General features: G+C 74.4%; 18 protein-coding genes. 14 read left to right on the top strand and 4 right to left on the bottom strand.

Annotation, left to right across the window (positions count from 1 at the left end):
• The first annotated feature begins 168 nt into the window (after positions 1–168).
• From ABT006_RS07455 to ABT006_RS07440, 4 genes are all read left to right on the top strand, one after another.
• Positions 169–1,284 carry an ABC transporter ATP-binding protein gene (locus ABT006_RS07455; RefSeq protein ID WP_350703896.1) on the top strand — a complete coding sequence of 372 codons (1,116 nt, stop codon included), beginning with the start codon at positions 169–171 and terminating at the stop codon, positions 1,282–1,284.
• The gene (locus ABT006_RS07450; RefSeq protein WP_350703894.1) at positions 1,281–2,288 is read left to right on the top strand and encodes an ABC transporter permease; all 1,008 of its coding nucleotides are present in this window, start codon (positions 1,281–1,283) and stop codon (positions 2,286–2,288) included. The genes ABT006_RS07455 and ABT006_RS07450 overlap by 4 nt, the downstream gene beginning before the upstream one ends.
• 10 nt (positions 2,289–2,298) lie before the next feature.
• Entirely contained in the window at positions 2,299–3,285 is a 987-nt protein-coding gene (locus tag ABT006_RS07445; protein WP_350703892.1) for an ABC transporter permease, read from the top strand.
• Between the two features lie 158 nt (positions 3,286–3,443).
• A complete protein-coding gene (locus ABT006_RS07440) occupies positions 3,444–5,186 on the top strand; it encodes an ABC transporter substrate-binding protein (RefSeq protein ID WP_350703891.1) in 1,743 nt (580 codons plus the stop codon).
• Positions 5,187–5,321: 135 nt separating this feature from the next.
• Here the strand turns inward: ABT006_RS07440 and ABT006_RS07435 are convergent, their stop codons facing one another.
• Positions 5,322–7,463 carry a S9 family peptidase gene (locus ABT006_RS07435; protein WP_350703889.1) on the bottom strand — a complete coding sequence of 714 codons (2,142 nt, stop codon included), beginning with the start codon at positions 7,461–7,463 and terminating at the stop codon, positions 5,322–5,324.
• An 86-nt stretch (positions 7,464–7,549) separates the two neighbouring features.
• Between ABT006_RS07435 and mshB the strand changes: the two genes are divergently transcribed.
• The 3 genes from mshB (at position 7,550) to ABT006_RS07420 (ending at position 9,484) form a co-directional block, all read left to right on the top strand.
• Positions 7,550–8,476 carry an N-acetyl-1-D-myo-inositol-2-amino-2-deoxy-alpha-D-glucopyranoside deacetylase gene (gene mshB / locus ABT006_RS07430; protein WP_350703887.1) on the top strand — a complete coding sequence of 309 codons (927 nt, stop codon included), beginning with the start codon at positions 7,550–7,552 and terminating at the stop codon, positions 8,474–8,476.
• 17 nt (positions 8,477–8,493) lie between these two features.
• Positions 8,494–8,937, top strand: a complete 444-nt coding sequence (locus ABT006_RS07425; RefSeq protein ID WP_350704161.1) for a hypothetical protein — start codon at positions 8,494–8,496, stop codon at positions 8,935–8,937.
• A 79-nt stretch (positions 8,938–9,016) separates the two neighbouring features.
• On the top strand, positions 9,017–9,484 hold the full coding sequence (locus ABT006_RS07420; protein ID WP_350703886.1) for a hypothetical protein: 468 nt from the start codon (positions 9,017–9,019) through the stop codon (positions 9,482–9,484).
• A 184-nt stretch (positions 9,485–9,668) separates the two neighbouring features.
• Here the strand turns inward: ABT006_RS07420 and ABT006_RS07415 are convergent, their stop codons facing one another.
• A complete protein-coding gene (locus tag ABT006_RS07415; protein ID WP_350703884.1) occupies positions 9,669–10,619 on the bottom strand; it encodes a GNAT family N-acetyltransferase in 951 nt (316 codons plus the stop codon).
• 79 nt (positions 10,620–10,698) lie between these two features.
• On the opposite strand from ABT006_RS07415, the gene fdxA reads away from it, so the two are divergent.
• The 6 genes from fdxA (at position 10,699) to ABT006_RS07385 (ending at position 15,470) form a co-directional block, all read left to right on the top strand.
• Positions 10,699–11,025, top strand: coding sequence for a ferredoxin (gene fdxA / locus ABT006_RS07410; RefSeq protein WP_089005361.1), 327 nt, complete (start codon positions 10,699–10,701; stop codon positions 11,023–11,025).
• On the top strand, positions 11,022–12,128 hold the full coding sequence (gene dapC, locus ABT006_RS07405; RefSeq protein WP_350704159.1) for a succinyldiaminopimelate transaminase: 1,107 nt from the start codon (positions 11,022–11,024) through the stop codon (positions 12,126–12,128). Before fdxA ends, dapC begins: the two co-directional genes overlap by 4 nt.
• A 271-nt stretch (positions 12,129–12,399) precedes the next feature.
• A complete protein-coding gene (locus ABT006_RS07400; protein ID WP_350703882.1) occupies positions 12,400–13,011 on the top strand; it encodes a hypothetical protein in 612 nt (203 codons plus the stop codon).
• Positions 13,011–14,036 (top strand): prephenate dehydrogenase, encoded by a 1,026-nt coding sequence (locus tag ABT006_RS07395; protein WP_350703881.1) that lies wholly within the window; start codon positions 13,011–13,013, stop codon positions 14,034–14,036. Before ABT006_RS07400 ends, ABT006_RS07395 begins: the two co-directional genes overlap by 1 nt.
• A gap of 142 nt (positions 14,037–14,178) precedes the next feature.
• On the top strand, positions 14,179–14,823 hold the full coding sequence (locus ABT006_RS07390; RefSeq protein WP_350703879.1) for an SIMPL domain-containing protein: 645 nt from the start codon (positions 14,179–14,181) through the stop codon (positions 14,821–14,823).
• Positions 14,823–15,470, top strand: a complete 648-nt coding sequence (locus ABT006_RS07385) for a nucleoside/nucleotide kinase family protein (RefSeq protein ID WP_350703877.1) — start codon at positions 14,823–14,825, stop codon at positions 15,468–15,470. Before ABT006_RS07390 ends, ABT006_RS07385 begins: the two co-directional genes overlap by 1 nt.
• 31 nt (positions 15,471–15,501) lie before the next feature.
• On the opposite strand, the gene ABT006_RS07380 is transcribed toward ABT006_RS07385, so the two are convergent.
• Both ABT006_RS07380 and ABT006_RS07375 read right to left on the bottom strand, forming a co-directional pair.
• Positions 15,502–18,129, bottom strand: a complete 2,628-nt coding sequence (locus ABT006_RS07380; protein ID WP_350703875.1) for a hypothetical protein — start codon at positions 18,127–18,129, stop codon at positions 15,502–15,504.
• 103 nt (positions 18,130–18,232) lie between these two features.
• A complete protein-coding gene (locus tag ABT006_RS07375; RefSeq protein WP_350703873.1) occupies positions 18,233–18,790 on the bottom strand; it encodes a sugar O-acetyltransferase in 558 nt (185 codons plus the stop codon).
• Between the two features lie 96 nt (positions 18,791–18,886).
• Between ABT006_RS07375 and ABT006_RS07370 the strand changes: the two genes are divergently transcribed.
• Positions 18,887–22,267, top strand: coding sequence for a S8 family serine peptidase (locus tag ABT006_RS07370; RefSeq protein WP_350703871.1), 3,381 nt, complete (start codon positions 18,887–18,889; stop codon positions 22,265–22,267).
• The last annotated feature ends 12 nt before the right edge of the window (positions 22,268–22,279 follow it).

Here is a 22,279-nt window from a genome sequence, read left to right as displayed (position 1 = left end):
CGCGAGGAATGCAGCGGAGCGGAGTCCCGCAGTCGCGAACAAGGGTCGCTCGGTGAGCGCGAGGAATGCAGCGGAGCGGAGTCCCGCAGTCGCGAACAAGGGTCGCTCGGTGAGCGCGAGGAATGCAGCGGAGCGGAGTCCCGCAGTCGCGAACGAAGGTGGGACCCGATGAGTGTCGAGACGGTCGAGCCGCTGCTGCGGGTGCGCGGGCTGGCCAAGCACTTCCCGGTGCGCAGCGGGCTGCGGAGCACGGGCCTGGTGCGGGCCGTGGACGGGCTGGACTTCGACGTGCGCCCGGGCGAGACGCTCGGTCTGGTGGGGGAGTCCGGCTGCGGCAAGACGACGACCGGCCGGATGCTGGTCCGCCTGCTGGAGCCCAGCGCGGGGAGCATCGAGTTCGCCGGGCAGGACATCACCCACGCCGGCCGGCGTGAGCTGCGTCCGCTGCGGCAGGACCTTCAGATCATCTTCCAGGACCCGTACGCCTCGCTGAACCCCCGGCACACCGTCGGCCGGATCGTCGCGATGCCGTTGCAGGTCAACGGGATCGATCCGCCGGGCGGGATCAAGGCCCGGGTGCAGGAGCTGCTGGAGCTGGTCGGGCTGAACCCGGAGCACTACAACCGGTACCCGCACGAGTTCTCCGGCGGCCAGCGTCAGCGCATCGGCATCGCCCGCGCCCTGGCGCTGCGGCCGAAACTGATCGTCGCCGACGAGCCGGTCTCCGCCCTGGACGTGTCGATCCAGGCGCAGGTGGTCAACCTGCTCCGCGACCTGCAGCGCGACCTGGGCCTGGCGTTCGTCTTCATCGCGCACGACCTGGCCGTGGTGCGGCACTTCTGCCAGCGGGTCGCCGTCATGTACCTCGGCAAGATCGTCGAGATCGGCGACCGGGACGACATCTACGAGCGCCCGCAGCACCCGTACACCCGGGCGCTGCTCTCGGCGATCCCGGACGTCACCAAGCTCGGCCCGGCCGGCCGGATCCGGCTGGCCGGCGACGTGCCCACCCCGCTCAACCCGCCGTCGGGCTGCCGGTTCCGCACCCGTTGCTGGAAGGCGCAGGACATCTGCGCCACCGAGGAGCCGGCGCTGGTGTCCCGCGACGGCGGAGGCCAGGCCGCGGCCTGCCACTTCCCGGAGCGGGGGCCCGTCGAGGCCGCCCCGGCAGGGCAGCCGGCGACGTCGGCCGCCGAGCCGGCAGACGGCGCGGGCGGCGAGCCGGCGGACGCGGGCGGCGAGCCGGCGGGCACGGGTGCGGGCGTCGAGGAGGTGTCGAGATGAGCATGTCCCCGGTGGAGGGCGTGGCGCTGGCCGAGATCGACTCGGGTGGCGGCGCCGACGCGCCGAAGGAGAAGGGCTTCGTCGGCCGATCGCCCGGCCAACTCGCCATGCTCCGGCTGCGCCGCGACCGGACGGCGATGGTCAGCGGGGGGATGCTGGTCTTCTTCGTGCTGGTGGCGCTCGCCGCGCCGCTGATCGAGGCGTTCTACGGGATCAGCCCGCGCGACCAGTTCCAGGCCAAGCTGGACGGCTTCGGCATGCCGCTGGGCTACGCCGGTGGCGTGTCGGGGGACCACTTCTTCGGGCTGGAGCCCAACCTCGGTCGGGACATCTTCATCCGGCTGGTGTACGGCCTGCGTACCTCACTGCTGATCGCCTTCGCGGCGGCGGTGATCACGGCGGCCATCGGCATCGCGCTCGGCGCGCTCGCCGGCTACCTCGGCGGCTGGCTCGACGCGGTGATCAACTGGATCACCGACCTGACCCTGGCCATGCCGTTCCTGATCATCGCGCTGGCCCTGACCCCGACCCTGACGCTGCGCTTCTACGGAGAGCGGGACGCGGTCTCGCCCGCCTTCGGGGTCGGGGTGCTGATCGCCGTCTTCGCGATCTTCGGCTGGACCGGCACCGCCCGGCTGGTCCGCGGCCAGGTGATCGCGCTGCGCGAGCGGGAGTTCGTGGAGGCCGCCAAGGCCAGCGGCGCCGGGTTGGCGCACATGCTCTTCCGGCAACTGCTGCCGAACATCTGGGCGCCGATCCTGGTGTCGTTCTCGTTGGCGGTGCCGCAGTTCATCACCAGCGAGGCCGCACTGTCGTTCATCGGCGTCGGGCTGACCGAGGAGACGCCGAGCTTCGGTCGGATGATCTACCAGAGCCTGGACTACCTCCAGACCGACCCGGCGTTCGTCTTCTTCCCCGGCATCACGATCTTCGCGCTCGTGTTCGCGTTCAACCTCTTCGGCGACGCGCTGCGCGACGCGCTCGACCCGAAGTCGTCCCGGTAGGGGGCATCCGATGGCGCGCTTTCTGATCAAGCGGATCTTCTCCGCGGTGCTCACCCTGTTCGCGGTGAGCGTGCTGACCTTCCTGATGTTCTTCGCGCTGCCCCGCGACCCCGTCAGCGGCATGTGCCCGAAGAACTGCAACCCCGAGCGGCTGGAGCGGGTCCGTGAGGAGTTGGGCCTGCGTGACCCGCTGATCACCCAGTACGCCGGCTACATGAAGGGCATCTTCACCGGGCGGGACCTGGGCAGCGCCCAGGGCGGCCGGTGCGACGCGCCCTGCCTGGGCTGGTCGTACGTCAACAACGAGGCGGTGCTGGACACCATCGCCCGGGTGTTGCCGGTGACGCTGAGCATCGTGATCCCGGCGGCGATCCTCTGGCTGCTGCTCGGCGTCGGCCTCGGCATGGTCTCGGCGCTGCGCCGCGGCACCTGGCTCGACCGGGCCGCGATCGGCTTCTCGCTGACCGGCGCCTCGCTCCAGCTCTACTTCGTCGGCGCGGTGCTGCTGCTGGTCTTCGTCTACAACCTGCGCCTGCTGCCCGTGCCGAGCTACACGTCGATCTTCGACAATCCCCTGAAGTGGGCCAGCGGCCTGGCGCTCTCCTGGGTCGCGCTGGCCTTCCTCTTCTCCGCCATCTACGCCCGGCTGTCGAGGGCGCAGATGCTGGAGACGCTCTCCGAGGACTTCGTGCGCACCGCGCGGGCGAAGGGCCTGGCGAAACCGAAGGTGTACGGGCGGCACGCGCTGCGCGCCGCGATCACTCCGGTGGTCACCATCGCCGGCCTGGACGTCGGGGCTGCGCTGGGCGGCACGGTGATCACCGAGACCACCTTCGGCATCCAGGGGCTGGGGCGGACCGCCGTCGAGGCGGTGCGCGCCGGCGACCTGCCCACCATCATGGCGACCGTGCTCATCTCGGCGGTCTTCGTGGTGCTCGCCAACGTGCTGGTCGACCTGCTCTACGCCGCCATCGACCCCCGCGTACGGCTCGGGTGACCCGCCCGTCCCGGCCGGCGCGCCCGCCCCGGGCGTCCGCCGGTCGGACGGCGGTGAAATTTATCGACAACTGTTACACAACTCGTAGGTTTTCTTCTTTACGATCCTCGGGACGTCGGCGTTCACGCCCGGCGGCACCTGGGTGGAGGAGGTAGGAGATGCGACCACGCGTGGCGGCCGCCGCAGGCGGCGCGATCGCACTGGTTGTGGCATTGGGTGCGTGCTCGGAGAACACGGGCGAGGGCACCACGGTGGACACCAACCGGCAGCAGACCGGGGTCATCGCGACCGACCCGAAGGACTCCATGGGTCCGGCGGCCGAGGTGCCGGGCGCCCAGAAGGGCGGCACCTTCACCATCATCCGGGAGACCCCCATCTCCCACCTGGACCCGCAGCGGACGTACTCGTTCGCCGGCCTGATGACGTCGCCGCTGTTCTCCCGTTACCTGACCACGTGGAAGGACGACGGCAAGGGCGGCCTGGTTCTCGTCGGCGACCTGGCCGAGACGCCGGGCACCAACGTCAACAACGACTGCAAGGTCTGGGAATTCAAGATCAAGGACGGGGTCAAGTTCGAGGACGGCCGCCCGATCACCTCCAAGGAGATCGCGTACGGCATCGCCCGATCCTTCGACCCGGACCTGTCGGGCGGCCCCACCTACATCCAGGAGTGGCTGGCCGACAGCCCGCAGTTCGACACCAAGTGGGACTTCAAGAAGAACAAGACCTCGCTGCCCCCGGGCCTGAGCACCCCGGACGCGAAGACCCTGCGCTTCGAGTTCGCCAAGCCCCGCTGTGACCTGCCGTTCGCGGTCTCGCTGCCGACCACCGCGCCGCTGCCGGCCGACAAGGACACCGGCGTCAACCTGGACCACCAGCCGTTCTCGTCCGGCCCCTACAAGATCGCCAAGAACCAGGTCGGCGTGCAGATCACCCTGGACCGCAACCCGCACTGGGACCCGAACACCGACCCGGTGCGGCACCAGTACCCGGACCAGTTCGTCTGGAGCTTCGGCGCGACGGCCGACGCCGCGAACAACCGGGTGATCGCCGACAACGGCGCCGACCAGAGCGCCATCGCCTTCAACTACGTGCCCGCCTCGCTGGTCGCCAAGGTCGCCAACGACCCGGCGCTCAAGGAGCGGACCATCCTCTCCCCGACGCCGAGCTCCAACCAGCTCGTCATCAACAACCAGCGGGTCAAGGACCTGAAGGTCCGCCAGGCGCTGAACTACGCCATCGACCGCGAGGGCCTGATCAAGTCGGTCGGCGGGCAGACCGTCGCCTCGCCGATGACCACGCTGATGCCGCCGTCCACGATCGGCTTCAAGGCGTACGACGCCTACCCGGCCGGCGCCAACGGCAACGTCGACAAGGCCAAGGAACTGCTCGGCGGCCAGACGCCGGAGCTGGTCCTCGGCGTCGCGGACAACACGACCGAGCAGCAGATCGCCACCCAGCTCAAGGGCAACCTGGAGCGGGCCGGCTTCAAGATCACCGTCCGGAACATCCCGGACGACTCGAAGCTCGACGAGGTCAAGAAGAAGGACAACCCCTGGGACCTGTACATCGGTAACTGGGCGGCGGACTGGCCGAGCGGCGCCTCGATCCTGCCGGTGCTCTACGACGGCCGCACCATCAAGCCCGAGGGCAACAGCAACAGCGCGTTCTTCAACGACGCGACGATCAACGCCGAGTTCGACCGGATCCTGGCCCTGCCGCCGGGTGAGCAGGGCCCGGAGTGGGCCAAGCTCGACGAGCGGATCATGAAGGAGCACGCCCCGGTCGTGCCGCTCTTCGTCGACGTGGCCTACCTGGTGCACGGCTCCAAGGCCGGTGGGGTCTTCGTCTCCAGCGTCTTCGGCTACCCGGCCTTCGTGAACGCGTACGTCAAGCAGTAACCCTCAGGCACCAACACCACGGACGGGCCCCGGTCGACAGCGTTGTCGACCGGGGCCTCCGCGCGTCCGGCGTCGCCTGCCACGCCGCTGGCCCGCCGGCACCGGTCCGGCCGTCCCGGCCGGGTGGGGCGGCCGTCAGAGGTGTTGGCGGACGAAGTCCAGCTCCAGCCTGAGCAGGCGTTCCGCGGTGCCGCCGGCGGCCATGTGGGTGGCCCCGGTCAGCGGGAGCACCGAGTGCGGCCGGCCGCTCGCCAGCAGCGCCGCCGACAGGCGCAGGGTGTGCGCGGCCACCACGTTGTCGTCGACCAGGCCGTGCACCAGCAGCAGCGGCCGGGCCGACTCCGGATCGGCCACCGGCTCGCCGGCCAACTCCACCAGCGAGTGGTGCGCGTAGACGTCCGTGCCGTCCTCCGGCAGGCCCAGGTAGCGCTCCGTGTACGCGGTGTCGTACAGCGCCCAGTCGGTGACCGGCGCCCCGACGATGCCACACCGGAACAGCTCCGGGTGCCGCAGCACCGCCAGCCCCGCCAGCCAGCCGCCGAACGACCAGCCGCGCACGGCCACCCGGCCGAGATCGAGGTCGGGGTGCTTGCCGGCCAACGCGGTGAGCGCGTCCACCTGGTCGAGCAGCACGACGTCGGCCACCCGCCGGTGGATCGCCTTCTCGAAGGAGGGGGCCACGCCCGGGGTGCCGCGGTTGTCGACGGTGACCACCGCGAAGCCGGCGTCGGCCCACCACTGGCGCTCCAGCCAGGCCGAGCGGGCGGCGAGCACCTCCTGGTGCCCCGGGCCGCCGTAGACGTCCAGCAGCACCGGCAGCCGCCGCCCGGTGACGTAGTTGTCCGGGTAGAGCACCGCCGTCGGCAGCCGCCGGTCGGTGACCCGCTCCAGCAGCGGCAGCGGCGAGTACGGCGGGGTCGCGGCGAGCGAACGCAGCACGGCCACCTCACGCTCGCCCTGCCACACCGTCCACCGGGTGCCCGGGTGGTCGAGCGAGGCGCTGCCCACCACCAGCACGTCCCCGCCAACGGCGGCGGTGTGCCAGCCCGGGTCGGTGGTGATCCGGCGGGCGTCGACGCCGCCGCCGATCGTGGTGCGCACCCGGAACAGGTGCCGCTCGCTCGGCTCCCCGTCGCTCGCCTCCACCAGCAGGTCGGCCGGGCCGGTGCCGCCGGGCAGCCGCCCCACCACCCGTCGCACGTAGAGCGACGGCGGGGTGAGCAGGGTCCCGTCGGCGAAGAGGCAACGGGCGTCGTACCCGTCGTGGGCCAGTTCCCCGCCGACCAGCACCCGGCCGTCCGGCAGGTGCGCCGGGGTGCCGGGGATCGGCTCCACCCAGCGCGGGTCGGCCAGTTCGGCGTGCACCTGCGTCTCGCCGGTACGCGGGTCGACCGCGAGCACCAGGCCGTGCTGCTGGGAACGGCGCAGCACGGTGATCAGCGGCCCGCCGTCGGCCCAGTGCACCGCGGTCAGGTACGGGTAGGTCTCCCGGTCCCAGTGCACGTCGACCCAGCCGTCGTCGAGGTCGAGCAGGTGCAGGCTGACCTCGGCGTTCGGGCCGCCCGCCCGGGGGTACGCGACCGTGGTCGGCGGGCTCGCCGGGTCGGCCGGGTCGTGCAGGTGCCAGCGGTCCAGCCGGGACTCGTCCACCCGGGCGGCCAGCACGGAGCGCCCGTCGGGCGCCCACCAGTAGCCGCGGAACCGGTCGAACTCCTCCGCCGCGATGTGCTCGGCCAACCCCCAGGTCACCCCGGAGTCCTCACCGGCGAGCAGGCTGTCCGTGCCGTCGTGTTCGACCACCCGCAGCTGACCCCGGCGGACCCCCTCGGCGGCGTCGGTCACGTACGCCAGGCGCTGCCCGGTCGGGTCGGGCCGGGGGTCGAGCACCGGGCCGACGGTGGCCACCTCGACCACGTCGCCGTGCACCAGGTCGGCCCGGAACAGCCGCCCGGCCAGCGCGAAGACCGCCACCCGGCCGGCGGCGTCCAGCGCGTACGAGCCGATGCCGGAGGCGCTCAGCCGCAGCCGCTCGCGCAGCGCGCGCTCGCCGGGGCTGAGCGCGTCGACGTCCGCGTCCGCCCCGAGCAGCGCCGCCGGGTCGGCGACCAGCCGCTCCTCGCCGGTCGCCACGTCCAGCAGCCAGAGCGCGTCGGCCGGGTCCTCCGGGCCGGCCGAGCGCAGGAAGACCACCCGGGAGCCGTCGTCGGCCACGGCGACCGCGCGCGGCGCTCCGCGGCTGAACCGGCGGGTGCGGGCGGCCAGCTCCGGAAAGTCCACAGGCCAGATCGTAGATCGGCGCCGGGGGTGATGTGGCCGACCTGCGTGGACGCGTCACGGCCGGCGGAGGAGAACCGCCGGATAGAGTGACCACCGTGACGACGCTGCCCGACCGCCGCCTCCTGCTGGTCCACGCGCACCCCGACGACGAGTCCATCGGCACCGGCTCGACGATGGCGCACTACGCCGCCGCCGGTGCCCACGTCACCCTGGTGACCTGCACGCTCGGCGAGGAGGGCGAGATCCATGTGCCGGCGCTGGCCCAGCTCGCCGCCGCCGAGGCGGACCAGCTCGGCGGGTGGCGGATCGCCGAGCTGAACGCCGCGTGCGCCGCGCTCGGCGTCACCGACCACCGCTTCCTCGGCGGCGCCGGCCGCTACCGCGACTCCGGCATGATGGGGCTCGCCACCAACGAGCACCCCCGGGCCTTCTGGCAGGCCGACCTCGACGAGGCCGCCGGCCACCTGGTGGAGATCATGCGGGAGGTACGCCCGCAGGTCGTGGTCACCTACGACGGCAACGGCTTCTACGGGCACCCCGACCACATCCAGGCGCACCGGGTGACGATGCGCGCCGTCGAGCTGGCCCGCGCCGAGGGCATCGCCCCGGCCAAGGTCTACTGGACGGCCATGCCGCAGAGCGTCCTGGAAGCCGGGATGGAGCACTTCGGCGGCTCGTCGGACAACCCCTTCGCCGGCATCGACCAGGCCACCGAGCTGCCGTTCTGCACGCCGGACGCGCAGATCGCGGCGCGGATCGACGCCACCGACCAGCATGCGGCCAAGGAGGCGGCGATGCGCGCGCACGCCACCCAGATCCCCGACACCTCCTGGCTCTACTCGATCGCCGGCAACTTCGGCAGCGAGTTCATGGGCGTGGAGTACTACACCCTCGCGGTGGGCGAGAAGGGCCCGGGCAGCGGGCCGTACGGCTGGGAGGACGACCTCTTCGCCGGGCTCGACGTCGCCGACGGCCCGGACCGGTCCCCGGTCGGGGCGGCCGGCCTCCGGTGACGCTGCCCACCGCGCCGATGCCGGTCGTCCCCGAGGAGAGCGCCCCGCCACCGCCGCCCGGCCGGTCCCGGCTGCTGCTCGACCTGGCCCTGCGGGTGGCCGGTGGGCTGGTCGCCGTCCTCGGCGGGGTGCTGACCGCGGTGCTGGAGCTGCTGCTCGCCACGCTCCGGGTCGGCGGGCAGCTGATCGGCGTCTCGGTGGTCCTCGCCATCGCCGCCAACATCGCGCTGAGCTGGTTCGCCCACGAGGCGGTCGGCCGTCGCTGGGCGGTGGCGCTGCCCGCGCTGCCCTGGTTCGTCCTGATGGCGGTCGCGGCGGTCCGCACCACCGAGGGGGACCTGCTCGTCGCCGGCGACAACTGGGTCGGCCTGGCGATGATCGTGGCCGGCGCGATGACCTTCGCGGTGATGGGCTTCCGGCAGGTCCTGGCGCCGCCGCCGCCCGTCCGTCCGGGGGACTGACGACACCCAGGTTCCGGTGGTAGACATTCCTGCCAGGAAGCCCGCCGCGGAGGCGGGCGGGTACGGCGGGAGGCGTGCGATGAGGGAGCGGTGGCGCGCGATCGGGATACTCGCGGTCGCGCTGTTCGGGGTCAACGTGGTCGCCCGGCTGGTCATCCGGTTCGGCTTCGACGGCGACGACACCACCGCCGCCGACCGGGTGTCGCTCGGGATGTTCGCGGTGATCGGGCTGGTGCTGGCCGTGGTCGCCTTCCTCTGGGGCAAACGTCGGCCGGTCGCCGCCTGGGGGTCCGACATGGCCGCCGCGGTCGGCGTCGCGCTGCTGCTGACGGTGCTGGTCGGGCCGCTGCTGGTCGGGGAGAACCCGTTCGGCGGGGGCGCGGGCACGTTCTTCGCCCAGATCTGGCTCTACCTCGCGGCCACCGGCGTCGGGGTGCTGCTCGGCTACCTGCTGCTCACGGCGCTCGGCCTCGACCACCGCTCGCAGTCCCTCAAGCGGTACGCCGAGCTGAAGGCCACCAAGCCCCGCAAGGTCGTCCGTCGCTGACCTGCGCGCGGCTGCCGGTCCACGGGCGCGCGCCGGCCGCGCCGGGACCGGCCTGGGCGCTCGTGGCGACACCATGCCCTGTTCGGCCCTGTCGAGCTGCCCGCACAGATGGGGCACGGCACCCGCCCAGAGGGCGGGGCCGGAGGTCAGGCGCGACTCCGGCGCACACCGGAGCGCGGTGCGGTCAGCGCGGTGCGGTGCGGGTGAGGTAGGTGTGGTGGGTGGTGAAGCCCAGGGTCCGGTAGAGGGCCACCGCCGGGGTGTTGCGCTGCTCGACCTGGAGGAAGGCGCGCGAGGCGCCGGTCGCGGCGCCCCAGTCGGCGAGCGCGCGGATGACCCGGCCCGCCAGGCCCTGCCGCCTCGCCTCGGGCCGCACCTCGATCACGCTGAGCCCGAGCCAGCGCCCCGACCCGGTGACCGTGCCGCGGCCGACGGCGACCAGCGCGCCGTCGGCGTACACGTGGGCGAAGCGGACCTGGCCCACGGCGGTGAGCACGTGCCGGGCGGCGTCCGGCAGGCCGCCCTTGCTGCCCGCGACGACGGCGAGCCAGTCGTCCGACGGCGTGGCAGCCAGCTCGACCGGCGGTGACCCGGCGGCTGCTGGCGGCAGCCCCGTCAGCGGCACGGTCTGCACCAGCACGGGCGGGCCGCTGCCCCAGCCCCGCGCGTCCAGTTCGGCGCCGACCGGGGCGGCGAGCGGCAGCGGGGTGTTGACCAGCGCCGGTTGGCCGAGGTCGGCGTACCAGCGCTCCACCGCGTCGAGCGCGGCGGGCAGCGGCCGGTCCGGGTCGCCCACCGGCAGCGCCGAGTTGGCCCGGCCGGTCCAGCCGTCGGCGGCGCGCAGCAGCCAGTCCCCGAGCCGACCCCGGACGGCGGCGGGCCACGCCTCGTCGGCGGCCAGCTCCAACTCGATCACGGCCGCGGCGGTGGGCCGGCGGGTCGGCGGCACCCGCTTGGCCCGGTGCACCTCGGCCACCGGGACCCGGAGCCGGCCCTGCGTGGTGGCGAGAGTGAGATGGGTCTCGCTCAGCTCGACCAGCTCGCCGAGGGCGTCCGAGAAGAGGGGCCGGCCTTCGCGAATCCCCACAATCCGGCGAACCACGATCCGGTGTCCCACATCCTGCTGTCGGAGCACGATCGACCCCCTCCCCGGCGAGATACTAGGCTCTTACCGTCGCGGGTGATCGCGGCGTGTCTTGCGGAGGAGAAGACCGGTGACCTACATCATCGCCGAGCCGTGCGTGGATGTGCTCGACAAGGCATGCATCGAGGAGTGCCCGGTCGACTGCATTTACGAGGGCAACCGGATGCTCTACATCCACCCCGACGAGTGCGTCGACTGTGGTGCCTGTGAGCCCGTCTGCCCGGTCGAGGCGATCTTCTACGAGGACGACGTCCCGGAGCAGTGGAAGGACTACACCGGCGCCAACTACGAGTTCTTCGAGGACCTGGGCTCGCCCGGTGGCGCCTCGAAGATCGGCAAGGTGGAGAAGGACGCGTCCTTCGTCGCCGCGCAGCCGCCGCGCGGCGAGGGCCACTGAACCGCCCCGCGCCGGTCTCGTCGCGGCTGCCCGAGTTCACCTGGGACACCCTGGACGCCGCGGCCGCACTGGCCGCGGCGCACCCAGAGGGCCTGATCAACCTCTCCATGGGCACGCCGGTCGACCCGGTGCCCGAGGTGATCCGACGGGCGCTCGCCGAGGCGTCCGACGCCCCGGGCTACCCGCTGACCGCCGGCACGCCGGCGCTGCGCGAGGCGATCGCCGCCTGGGTAGCGCGGGCCTGCGGAGCGGGCGTCGACGGCCTCGGCGTGCTGCCGACGATCGGCTCCAAGGAACTCGTCGCCTGGCTGCCCACCCTGCTCGGGGTGGGCCCCGGTGACGTCGTCGTGGTGCCGTCGGTCGCCTACCCGACGTACGAGGACGGGGCCCGGCTCGCCGGCGCCACCGTCGTGCGCGCCGACTCGCTGACCGCGGTCGGCCCGACCCCCCGGGTGCGCCTGGTCTGGGTCAACTCGCCGGGCAACCCGACCGGGCGGGTGCTGCCGGCGGCCCACCTGCGCAAGGTGGTCGACTGGGCCCGGGAGCGCGGTGCGGTGGTCGCCAGCGACGAGTGCTACCTGCCCCTGGGCTGGTCCGCCGAGCCGGTCTCGGTGCTCTCGCCCGAGGTCTGCGGCGGGTCGTACGACGGCGTGCTGGCGGTGCACTCGCTCTCCAAGCGGTCCAACCTGGCCGGCTACCGGGCCGGGTTCGTCGCCGGCGACCCGGCGCTCGTGGCGGAGCTGCTCAAGGTCCGCAAGCACGCCGGCATGATCGTGCCCGCGCCCGTGCAGGCCGCGATGGTGGCCGCGCTGGGCGACGAGCGGCACGCCGACGAGCAGCGGGAGCGCTACCGGGCCCGGCGGGAGATCCTGCACGCCGCGTTCACCGGGGCCGGCTTCACGGTCGAGCACTCCGAGGCGGGCCTCTACCTCTGGCTGACCCGGGGCGAGGACTGCTGGGAGACGGTCGACTGGCTGGCCCGCCGGGGCATCCTGGCCGCCGCCGGCACCCTCTACGGCCCGGGCGGCCGGCAGCACGTCCGGGTGGCGCTGACCGAGTCCGACGCGCACGTGGCGGCGGTCGCCGGCCGGCTGCGTGGCTGACCCCGCGCGACTGCGGCGCCCCCGAAGCGCCCGCCGTACGACCGCGGCGCCCGCCGGGAGCGATGGGCTCGACGGGGTCGCCCGGGGTGCCCTCCGGGCGGTAGTCTGCCGCGGGCCTCGCATGTGATCTTGCGTCACGTCGCGGTCGTGCGCGCGCCCGGAGAGGTCGAGGTCGGGGGCGTGGCGATGGACGGCGGTGCGCGGGTGGCCGGGAGCGGTCGGCCGGCCAGCGAGGCCGGGGCGTCCCGGTCCGGCGCGAGGGCGGGCTGAGGTGCGCTACCTGCACCCGCTGCTGCGGGACCGGAACATCGACGGCGTGCGGCAGGCGTCCCTGGCGACGGCCGCCGTGATCTTCGGCGTGCTGAACGTCGCCGTGCTCCGGCAGGCCGAGCTGCGCGACAGCGGGGCCAAGATACTGGCCGTGCTGGTGTCCGCGCTCAGCCTGGCCCTCATCGGTGGCGTGGTGCAGCGGCTGTTCCTGCTGATCTGGGCCCACCCGGTGCTGGGCCGGTGGGTCTACGAGTCGTCGTCGGGCACCTGGGGGGTGGCCCACATCGGCCTGCGCGGCGGTGAGCTGACCTACTCCGTCCAGCTCTACCGGACCGAGCAGGACGCCATGGCGGCGGTCCGCCGCGAGCCCGGGTTCGTCGCCCGCTGCTTCGCCACCGTCTCGTCCGTCGGCGTCACGTACGACAAGGGCCAGCTCGAACTCATCTACAAGATCGGTGACGCGCACGAGGACTACGCCCCGCGCAGCGGCATGCTGACCCTCACGCCGCTCGGCGAGCGGGAGATGAAGGGGTACTGGAAAAGCGATATCCTCGGCGCCGAAGCGAGTCGGGGCGTCCTCGACATGTACCGACCGAAACGCCGAGGTGCCTGATGCGTGAGAGACCCGGCGGGCCGTTGCGGGCCGCCGTGGTGGGCACCGGCCTGATCGGCGGGTCGATCCTGGTGCGGCTGCACGAGGCGGGCGTGGACGTCGCCGGCTGGGATCCCGACGAGGCCACCCGGGCGGAGGGACGCCGGCGGGGGATCGCCTTCCCCGACGAACTGGTCGAGGCGGTGCGGGACCGTGGCCTGGTGTTCCTCTGCGGGCCACTGCCGACCCTGCCGGACGCCCTGGTCACCGTCGCCGCCCACACGCCCGAGGGCTGCGTGGTCACCGACGTGGGCAGCACCAAGGGCGGGTTGGCGGCCTTCGCCGTCGAGCGCGGCCTGACCGGCCGGTTCGTCCCCGGGCACCCGATGGCCGGCACGGAGCGGTTCGGGCTGACCGCCGCCGTGCCGGCGCTTTTCGAGGGAGCGGCCTGGGTGCTCTGCCCGGCGCCGGAGGGCATCGACGCGTTCCGGCTCCTGGCCGGCCTCGTCGTGGACGTCTTCGCGGCCCGGGTGGTGCCGATGTCCCCGTCCGTGCACGACGCGGTGGTGGCCCTGTCGTCCCACGTCCCCCACCTGCTGGCCGGCAGCCTCGCCGGGGCGGTGGCCCGGTCGGACGTCCGGGACGCCGTGCTCGGCCTCGCCGCGGGCAGCTTCCGGGACGGCACCCGGATCGCCGGTACGCCCGCGAAGCGGACCGCGGACATGTTGTTCCACAACCGCGAGCAGGTGGTCCGGCAGCTCGACCGGGTGCGCGCCTTCCTGGACGAGTTGTCGGCGGCATTGGTCCGCGACGACCTGGACGCGCTTGTCGAGGGCTACCGGCAGGCCCGCGACCTGCGGACGGCCCTGCTCGACCGGGACCTGCACGCGTCCCGGCGGGAGTTCCCGACGAGCGGGGACCACGCCGACGAGATCGCGTACCTGCTGGCGCTGGGCGAGGCGGGCGGGCACCTCACCGGCTGCCGCGTCGGCCCCGGCACCGTCGCCTACACCGGCCACCTCCCGGAACCCGCCGGCCCCGCCTGACCGGGCGGCCCGCAGCGTCCCCTGCGCCTGCAAACCGGTGCCGAGGACGCCTCGGCGCGCCGCGGCACGTCGGCCGGTGGTCGCCCGCGTCGCTTCCCGCGCGGGGCGGGCGGGCGGACGGGAGCGCGGTTAGGGTGAGGGCATGGTGGACGGGCCGGTGGTGGCGGTGCGCGGCGAGGCGTACCGGGAGGTCCCTCCCGAGATCGCCCGGTTCACGGTGACCGCCACGGCCCGCGACCGGGACCGGGAGGCCACCCTGACCCGGCTGGCCGAGCGGGCCGCCGCCGTCCGGGTGCTGCTCGACGGCTACGGCCCCGCGATCGACCGGCGGGAGACCGGCGAGCTGCGGGTCCGGCCGGAGACCCGGCGCTCCGGCGAGCGGGTGGTCGCGTACCACGGCAGCGTGGCGACCACCGTGACGGTCAGCGACTTCACCGCGCTCGGCGACCTGATGCTGCGCCTGGCCGACCAGGACCAGGTCGAGGTGGCCGGGCCGTGGTGGTCGCTGCGGCCGGACAGCCCGGCCCACCGGGAGGCCCGGCACGCCGCGATCGCCGACGCGCTGTTGCGCGCCCGCGAGTACGCGGAGGCGCTCGGCGCCCGGGTGACCGCCCTGATCGAGCTGGCCGACGCGGGCGCGGCGGAGCGGCCCATGATGAGCCGGATGGCGTACGGGACGGGCGGCGCCGAGGGCGGGCCGCCGGAGCTGGAGCTGGACCCGCAGCCGCAGACCGCGCAGGCGGCGGTGCAGGCGCGGTTCGCGATCAGCGAGCCGGTTCTCGGCTGATGACGACCGCCCGGGTCGTCGGGGTCGACGAGTTGGTCGCGCGGGCGCGCGCCCTCGCCGACGCCGGCCCGCGTCAGCTGCTCGGCATCGTGGGGGCGCCCGGCGCGGGCAAGTCCACGCTGGCGGAGCGGATCGTCGAGGCGGTCGGCCCCGCCGCCCGGCTGGTGCCGATGGACGGCTTCCACCTGGCCCAGGCCGAGCTGCACCGGTTGGGCCGGGCCGAGCGCAAGGGCGCCGTCGACACGTTCGACGCCAACGGCTACGTCTCGATGCTGCGGCGGCTGCGCCGGCTGGAGCCGACCGCCGTCTACGCGCCGGCGTTCCGGCGGGACCTGGAGGAGCCGGTGGCCGGGGCGATCGAGGTGCCGCCGTCGGTGCGGCTGGTGGTCACCGAGGGCAACTACCTGCTGCTGGGCGCGCCGCCCTGGGACGAGGTGCGGTCGTTGCTGCACGAGGCGTGGTTCCTCGACCTGGACGCCGAGCTGCGGCTGCGCCGGCTGACCGCCCGGCACCAGGCGTACGGGCGGTCGGCGGAGCAGGCCCGGGCGTGGGCGACGGGCAGCGACGAGGCCAACGCCGCCCTGGTGGCGGGCACCGCGCACGCCGCCGACCTGGTCGTCCGGCTCGACGAGCCGCCGCCGGCCTGACCCGCGCCCCGCCCACCGCCGCCGGTCGGGGTCAGCCGGTGCCGCGCCGGGGCGCCGGCACGCCCCGCCGCAGCAGCGAGGCCACCCGCGAGCGTTCCCGCTGGAACTCGGCCGCCTCCGGATAGCCGCTGTGGTTGCGGATCGGCGGGTCGGCCACCTCCCCGTCGCTGGGGTGCAGCGCCTCCGGGTCGCGTACGGCGACGTCGCGTTCCCCCGCCGTCACCTGCCAGCCGAGGGGGTCGGTGGCCCGCCAGAAGTTGGTCCAGCGGGCGCGCCCACCGGGGGGCGTCAGCGCGTCGGCCAGCACCGGCAGCCGGTCGGGCCCGAAGTACGCCGGGAAGACCCGCCCGTAGAGCCGGGTGAGCTGGCAGCCGTAGGAGAAGTACCAGATCCGCCGGCACGCCCGGGCGGGGAGCTGGAGGATCACCGCGGCGCAGATCACCGTGCCCTGGCTGTGCCCGGAGAGGATGATCCCGTCCACGGCCCGGGGGTCGTGCTCGTCCAGCGCCAGCAGCCCCGCCGCGCGGGTCTGCAACTCGGGCACGGCCCGCTCGGCGTAGCTGGGCGGGGCGAGCGGGTGCGCGGCCCGGGGCCAGAAGGTGCCGACGTCCCAGAGCACGCCGACCGAGCGGCGGACGAGGTCGTTCCGGTAGACCAGCAGACCCACGGCGCCGACGAGCACAGGCAGCCAGCCGAGCAGCCGGTCGCCCACGCCGGAGATCCACTCGACCACGGCGGCGCCGCCGGTCGCCGCCGTGGGGTGGGGCCGGACGCCGGAGAGCGCGGCGGCGTAGCCGAGGGTGACCAGCACCCCGGCTGCGGCGGCGTAGCGACCGACCAGCCGCACCGCGTGCTCGCCGACCAGCCGGTGCAGCGCCCGCCAGGCGCTCACCTGCCGGCAGCGCCGCAGGTCGTGGCCGGAGAGCCGGTGACCGGCGGGCACCAGCTCCGCGTACTCGTGGCGGCGCAGGCGGAGGAAGAGCAGGCCGGCCCGGGCGGCCGTGGCGACGAGCGTGAGCAGGGCGACGGCGAACGCGAGCCCGGCCCAGGTCACCGGGACCGGGGGCGCCACGGGGGAGACCGCGTCGGCCGTCGCGCCGCCGCCGAGCCGGCCGGTGACCCAGTAGAGCAGGCCGGCGCAGTAGGAGATGCAGAGCACCCAGCCGAAGCCGGCGATGAGCGCCGGGGCCCGGCCGCCCCAGGCCAGGTCGGTGTGGGGCTCCAGCGGCTGCCGCTCGGCCGGCGTCGGCACGCGCGGCAGCAGCAGGCCGGTCGCGGCGAGCGCGACGACCCCGACGGCGAGCATCCATACCTCCAACGGCGGGGGCGCGGGCGGGATCCCGGGCAGCCGGCCCGCGATCCAGGCGACGCCGAGGGCGAGCAGCAGGGCGGCCGCCGCCGGCGCGGCGAGCGCCCGCCGCCCCGACCGGCTCACCGACCCGATCGCGATCAGCAGCAGCAGTTGCCCGGTGCCGAACCAGGCGACGACGCGGTCGACGCCGGGCAGCGACCGGTCGGCCGGGCACGGCGGCGCGGCGGGCTGCCGGCCGCAGCCGGGCACCTGGCGCAGGTCGGCCAGCGGGGTGCCCGCGGGCCCGTCGGGCAGCAGCAGGATCAGCAGGGTGCCCGCCAGCCCGGCGCCGGTGAGCACGATGACCGCCACGCTCCAGCGGCCGAGCGGGGCGTGGCCGGCGCGCCGGGTCAGCCAGGGCCGCGCGAGCGCCACGACCGCGATCAGCACCGCGGCGGCGAGCGCGGCCACGGTGGGCCAGGCGACGGCGGCCCGGGCGCCGCGGGGCGGGTCCATCGTGAGGACCGCACCGAGTGGTACGGCGGCGGCCACGACGGCGCCGGTGCAGAGGTGCAGCACGGCCGCACGGCGCAGTTGCCCCTCCCCGGCCCAGAAGGTGGGGTGCTGGAGCGGGTTGCCCAGCGGGCCGGATGGCGGCTCGGGCGGCGGTGGCTCCGGCGTGGGCCGCGCGGGCTCCTCCGTCGGGGTTGCGTCGGGCGGCCGGGCGCCGGCGAGGGGGACCGGCTCGGCGGGCATCTGCGCCTCGTACTGGTAGGTCCGCCAGCTCACCAGGCCGAGCAGGGCCAGCACGCCGAGCGGTGCGAGCAGGCCGACGGCGAGGGGCCGCGCGCCCTCGCTCCACCAGCCCTGCCCGAGGAACTCCCACGGGCCGGGGATCCGGCGCAGGCAGTCCTCGTCGACGCACTGCCAGCCGACGAGGTCGACCCCGACGCCGGTGAAGGTGAGCGCGAGCGTGCCGGTGAGGCTCAGGCAGAACAGCCGGATCAACCAGGCGGTGACCCCCGACCTGCCGGCCGGGCGTTCGTCGTCCGGGTCCGCCGGGATGCCCGGCCGGGCGTGCAGCGCGACGTTGGCCAGGGTGAAGGGCAGCAGCAGCGTCCACAGCGCCCGCTCCACGTCACGCGCGGTCCGCCCGCCGGAGGTCAACTGCCCCCAGCTGTACGCCTCGACGACGACGGGGTCGTCCGGCCCGGCGGCGGGGGAGCGGTAGAAGCCGGTGACCGGGTCGCCCGCGACGCGCCAGGGTGGGGGCGGGTCGGCCCCCGGCGCGGGCCGCAGGCCGAGGATCTGGCCCGGGGGCGTGTTGGAGACCCCGTGCACGCGCAGTTCGAGCACCCGACCGATCATCCCCGCCTCCTGGTGACGACGTCACCACCCACAGTGCCGTGGGCGGGGTCGTCCGCGCCAGTCGCGGATGGACGTTTGTGCAGGTGGTGGGCTTGATCGGGGGTCAGTCGAGCTGGCGTACGACGCGAGCCGGATTACCCAGCGCGACGACGTTGGCCGGCAGGTCCTTCGTCACGACGGCACCCGCGCCGACGACGGTGTTCTCCCCGACGGTGACGCCGGCGAGCACGATCGCGCCGCCGCCGAGCCAGACGTTGTCGCCGATGGTGATCGGCTTGGCCGCCTCCCACTTGTCACGGCGCGGGCCGGGCTCGACGGGGTGGGTGGGGGTGAGCAGCTGCACGTTCGGTCCGATCTGGACGTCGGCGCCGATGGTGATCGGGGCGACGTCGAGGAAGACCGCGTTGAAGTTGACGAAGCTGCGCGGCCCGATCCGGATCTGCCAGCCGTAGTCGCAGTAGAAGGGCGGTCGTACCCAGGTCTCCTCGCCCACCTCGCCGAGCAGTTCGCGCAGGGCCGCGAGCCGGCCCTCGGGGTCGGCCACGGGACTGGTGTTGAAGCGTTCCATCAGTCGCGCGGCGCGGTCCAGGTCGGCGACGATCTCCGGCTCGTTGGCGATGTACGGCTCGCCGGCGAGCATGCGTTCCTTCATGGAGGTCACCGGTCGATCATCCCGGAAGGCGGTGTCTCCGTTGGCTGCTCCGTCATCATCGCGTCTTTATTCTGCATACCCGGTATGTAAACATGATGACTGTCAATGCGCGTCTCTCCACAGGTAGTAACGCCCGACGAGGAGGATCCGTTGCAGCGAAGAAGAAAACTGGCCGGTCTCGGTCTCGTGCTCGGTCTGGTGCTCGGCACCCCGGGGCTGGCCGTGGCCCAGGCGCCCGCCGGCCCCGCCGCCCGTCCTGACCCGACCGCCGGCCGGGGTGCCGTCGCCCCGGCGCCGCAGCCGGGCAGCCGTCCCACCACCGTCACCCTGATCACCGGGGACCGGGTCACCGTGACCGGCGCCGGGGCGAGCGTGCGTCCTGGGCCGGGGCGCGAGAAGATCCGCTTCCTGACCCGCCGCGAGCAGGGCCGGCTCAGTGTCGTGCCGCAGGACGCGGTGGCGCCGATCCAGGCGGGGCGGGTCGACCGGCGGCTGTTCGACGTCACCGGGCTGATCGAGGCCGGCTACGACGACGCCCGCCGCGACGACCTGCCGGTGCTGATCACCAGCGGGTCGGGCGCCGCCCGGCGTGCGGCGGCGCCCGCCGGGGTGACCGTCACCCGCGAGTTGCCCGCCGTCCGCGGGGTCGCCGCGACGGCGGCCAAGGACCGGGCCGGCGAGGTGTGGGCGGCGGTCACCGCCGCCGGGGCGCGGGTCGGCGCGGCAGGGGGTGTCGACCGGATCTGGCTCGACGGCCGGCGGCGGATCACCCTCGACCGCAGCGTGCCGCAGATCGGCGCGCCGGCCGCCCACCAGGCCGGTCTCACCGGCCGGGGCGTGCGGGTGGCGGTGCTGGACACCGGGCTGGACGCCACGCACCCGGACCTGGCCGGCCGGGTGGCGCAGGCGCGCAACTTCACCGAGGAGGCCGTGGCCGGCGACGTGGTCGGGCACGGCACCCACGTCGCCTCGATCATCGCCGGCAGCGGCGCCGCCTCCGGTGGCCGGCACCGGGGCGTGGCCCCCGACGCGACGCTGCTCGACGGCAAGGTCTGCGAGACGTACGGCTGCCCCGAGTCGGCGATCCTCGCCGGCATGCAGTGGGCCGCGGTCGAGCAGCGGGCCGACGTGGTCAACCTGAGTCTCGGCGGCTTCGACACGCCGGAGGTCGACCCGCTGGAGGAGGCCGTCAACGCGCTCACCGCGCAGACCGGTGCCCTCTTCGTGATCAGCGCCGGCAACGACGGCACCTTCGCCCCGGTCAGTTCCCCCGGCACCGCCGACGCCGCACTCTCCGTGGGTGCCGTCGACCGGGACGACACCCTCGCCGGCTTCTCCAGCCGCGGCCCCCGGGTCGGCGACGACGCGCTCAAGCCGGACATCACCGCCCCCGGCGTGGGGATCGTCGCGGCCCGCAGCCGGGACGGGGTGATCGGCGAGCCGGCCGGGGACGGGTACGTCGCCCTGTCCGGCACGTCCATGGCCGCGCCGCACGTCACCGGCGCGGTGGCGCTGCTCGCCCAGCAGCACACCGACTGGACTGCCGACCGGCTCAAGGCCACCCTGATGGCCTCGGCGAGACCCCGCCCGGAGCTGACCGCGTACGAGCAGGGCGCCGGGCGGGTCGACGTGGCCCGCGCGATCGGTCAGACGGTGACCAGCGACCCGGCCAGCGTCTCCTTCGGCCGGGCGCTCTGGCCCCACCACGACGACGCCCCGATCACCCGCACGGTGACCTGGCGCAACGACGGCCCGGCCGCGGTCACCCTGGACCTGGCCGTCGAGGTGACCCGCCCGGACGGCGAGCCGGCCCCCGCCGGCATGTTCACCCTCGGCGCCGACCGGGTCAGCGTGCCGGCCGGCGGCACGGCGAGCGCCACCGTCACCGCCGACACCCGGGTCGCCGGGCCGGACGGCCACTACACCGGCCGGGTCGTCGCCCGCTCCGGCGACACGGTGGCGGTCACCCCGCTGGCCGTGCACCGGGAGGTGGAGAGCTACGACGTGACGGTCCGCCACCTGGGCCGGGACGGCGCGGCCGTCGGCGAGCACGGCACCACGCTGGTCTCGCTGGACGAATTCGCCACGTACGACCTGTACGACCCGGACGGCACCGCCGAGCTGCGGCTGCCGAAGGGCCGGTACGGACTGAACAGCCTCGTGTTCGAGGTGGACGGCGAGCAGTTCGCCGGGGTCACGCAGATCGTCCAGCCGGAGCTGGTGGTCGCCGGGGACACCCGGGTCACCGTGGACGCCCGGCAGGGCAGGCCGATCCGGATGAGCGTCCCGCAGGGCTCGGCCACCACGGTGCTGGTCGACACCGGCGCGAACTTCCTCGTCGACGAGGGCAGCTACGGCTTCGGCCTGCTGGCCTTCGACTTCGACGGTCTCTTCAGCGCCGGTCTCGGCCGGTCGGTGTCGGGGGAGCGCTTCGTCGCCACGATCAGCAGCCAGTGGGCCGACCGGGAGGCCGCCAGCAGCCCCTACCTCTACGCCCTCAGCGAGGCGACGCCCGGCCGGATGCCGACCGGCTTCGTCCGGGACTACCGGGCGAAGGACCTGGCCACCGTCACCCACCGGTTCCGGACCGCGCCTTCCGGGCTGGTGACCGAGCGGATGGTCTTCCCGCACCTGGAGCCCGACGTCGGCGGCTGGGCGGTCATCCTGCCCACCGCGGCGCCGGGGCAGCGGGTCGAGCACTACAACACGCGGGGCGTGCGCTGGTCCTCGGAGCTGAACTTCGGGGTGCCGACCGAGGAGGGCTGGACCGACGTCAAGGCGGTGCTCGTCTCCGAGGAGCGGAGCCTGCGGGCCGGCCGGCACCACCGGGAGAGCTGGAACGGCGCGCCGTACGGGCCGTCCCTCCCGGGGGCCGGGATCACCCGCCAGGGCGACCGCATCGAGGTCGGCGTGCCGTTGCACAGTGACGCCGAGGGGCACCCGGGCGGCTCCGTCGCCGACACCGCCCGCACCGCCCTCTACCGCGACGGGGTGCTGGTCGGGGAGACCCCGGAACCGGCGTACGGCCGGTTCGAGGTGCCGCCCGGCGCGGCGGACTACCGGCTGGAGGTGCTGTCGAAGCGGAGCTTCACCGACCTCGCCACCGAGGTCGCGGCGACGTGGACGTTCCGGTCCCGGCACGTCGCCGGGGACGACCCGGCCGCGCTGCCGGTGTCGGCGATCCGCTTCGCGCCCCGGCTCGACCAGGACCACGCGGCGCCGGCCGGGCGCACCTTCGCCATCCCGGTGCAGGTGCAGCGGCAGCCGGGCGCACCGTCGGCCCGGGTGGCCGCGTTGACCGTCGACGTCTCCTACGACGGCGGGAAGACGTGGCAGCGGGCCCGGGTACGGCCCGGCGGGGACGGCTGGACGGCCACCGTCGAGCACCCGGCCGGCGCCGGACACGTCTCGCTGCGGGCCACCGCCCGGGACACCGCCGGCAACACGGTCACCCAGCGCGTCATCCAGGCGTACCGCCTGCGGTGAGGCGTACCCCTC

The organism is Micromonospora sp. NPDC002717 (genome assembly GCF_040295705.1).
Lineage (GTDB): Bacteria > Actinomycetota > Actinomycetes > Mycobacteriales > Micromonosporaceae > Micromonospora.
The sequence above is the reverse complement of the archived record's forward strand: the minus strand, read 5'-3'. Positions and strand labels throughout refer to the sequence as shown.

Bases quoted from the DNA above. Each gene is read 5' to 3' on its own strand.
- ABT006_RS07455 (WP_350703896.1), top strand. From the start codon at position 169: ATGAGTGTCGAGACGGTCGAGCCGCTGCTGCGGGTGCGCGGGCTGGCC.
- ABT006_RS07450 (WP_350703894.1), top strand. From the start codon at position 1,281: ATGAGCATGTCCCCGGTGGAGGGCGTGGCGCTGGCCGAGATCGACTCG.
- ABT006_RS07445 (WP_350703892.1), top strand. From the start codon at position 2,299: ATGGCGCGCTTTCTGATCAAGCGGATCTTCTCCGCGGTGCTCACCCTG.
- ABT006_RS07440 (WP_350703891.1), top strand. From the start codon at position 3,444: ATGCGACCACGCGTGGCGGCCGCCGCAGGCGGCGCGATCGCACTGGTT.
- ABT006_RS07425 (WP_350704161.1), top strand. From the start codon at position 8,494: ATGCCGGTCGTCCCCGAGGAGAGCGCCCCGCCACCGCCGCCCGGCCGG.
- ABT006_RS07420 (WP_350703886.1), top strand. From the start codon at position 9,017: ATGAGGGAGCGGTGGCGCGCGATCGGGATACTCGCGGTCGCGCTGTTC.
- ABT006_RS07395 (WP_350703881.1), top strand. From the start codon at position 13,011: ATGCGTGAGAGACCCGGCGGGCCGTTGCGGGCCGCCGTGGTGGGCACC.
- ABT006_RS07390 (WP_350703879.1), top strand. From the start codon at position 14,179: ATGGTGGACGGGCCGGTGGTGGCGGTGCGCGGCGAGGCGTACCGGGAG.
- ABT006_RS07385 (WP_350703877.1), top strand. From the start codon at position 14,823: ATGACGACCGCCCGGGTCGTCGGGGTCGACGAGTTGGTCGCGCGGGCG.
- ABT006_RS07380 (WP_350703875.1), bottom strand. From the start codon at position 18,129: ATGATCGGTCGGGTGCTCGAACTGCGCGTGCACGGGGTCTCCAACACG.
- ABT006_RS07370 (WP_350703871.1), top strand. From the start codon at position 18,887: ATGCGCGTCTCTCCACAGGTAGTAACGCCCGACGAGGAGGATCCGTTG.